Origin of the sequence: Vibrio sp. 10N.222.48.A3 (genome assembly GCF_041475345.1) — a bacterium.
GTDB lineage: Bacteria > Pseudomonadota > Gammaproteobacteria > Enterobacterales > Vibrionaceae > Vibrio > Vibrio tasmaniensis_A.
The window spans coordinates 1-775 of record NZ_JBFRVX010001455.1 but is presented as its reverse complement, the minus strand read 5'-3'; the positions used below and the strand labels follow the sequence as shown (position 1 = coordinate 775).

The following is a 775-nucleotide window of genomic DNA, read 5'->3' as shown; positions in this document are numbered from 1 at the left end:
GTTCTGTATTAACTAAATGCTTCTAATAGAAAAAGGGGAATGGAGACGTCACTCATTACCTAAATCGGTAAGGTGTTCAATCTCTCTATAAAGCAGTTCATCGTCGCCAACGTTAAGTTCCACAAGGCGCTTAAGGTAGCTGATACTATCAATATCTAAATGCTCTATACGTAAACGCATTGAGGTATTGATGGTCGAGACTATCGTTGCTTCTAACTGAATATTGATATCACTGTTTTCGAGCTTAAAGCTGACTTGAACAGGAGTGTCAGTTCTGAGTTGCTGTAATTTATCACATTGAATGAGTAAACCATGAAGAGATAGGTCTTGCACTGAGCCTGATACATTTACTTGTCCTTGTGAAATCTCAGTCGGAACTTGATAAATAACTCGTGAAAATTTACGTCTTTCAAGCATAGGTAATCTCTCTATATCAATAGGTAAATAGTAAGCCAGATATATCAAAGGCCGCTATTATCGCGGCCTTTGTTCAAAATACAAGCTTATTTACTTTGCAATACGTTTGTATTTGATGCGGTGAGGTTCTGCCGCTTGTGCACCTAGAGTCTTTTTCAGCCACTCTGTATATTCAGTATAGTTACCTTCGTAGAAGTTAACTTGACCTTCATCACGGTAGTCTAAGATATGGGTCGCAATACGGTCAAGGAACCAACGGTCATGCGAGATAACCATTGCACAGCCAGGGAACTCAAGTAGTGCTTCTTCAAGAGCTCGTAGTGTCTCAACATCAAGGTCATTGGTTGGTTCATCGAGT

General features: G+C 39.9%; 1 protein-coding gene and 1 pseudogene. Both read right to left on the bottom strand.

Going from position 1 to position 775, the window contains the following annotated elements; all coding sequences use genetic code 11:
• Positions 1–48 precede the first annotated feature (48 nt).
• Positions 49–417, bottom strand: a complete 369-nt coding sequence (locus AB4653_RS27085; RefSeq protein WP_009848458.1) for a PilZ domain-containing protein — start codon at positions 415–417, stop codon at positions 49–51.
• A 90-nt stretch (positions 418–507) separates the two neighbouring features.
• Positions 508–775: pseudogene (locus AB4653_RS27080) on the bottom strand (energy-dependent translational throttle protein EttA); the annotation flags it as partial.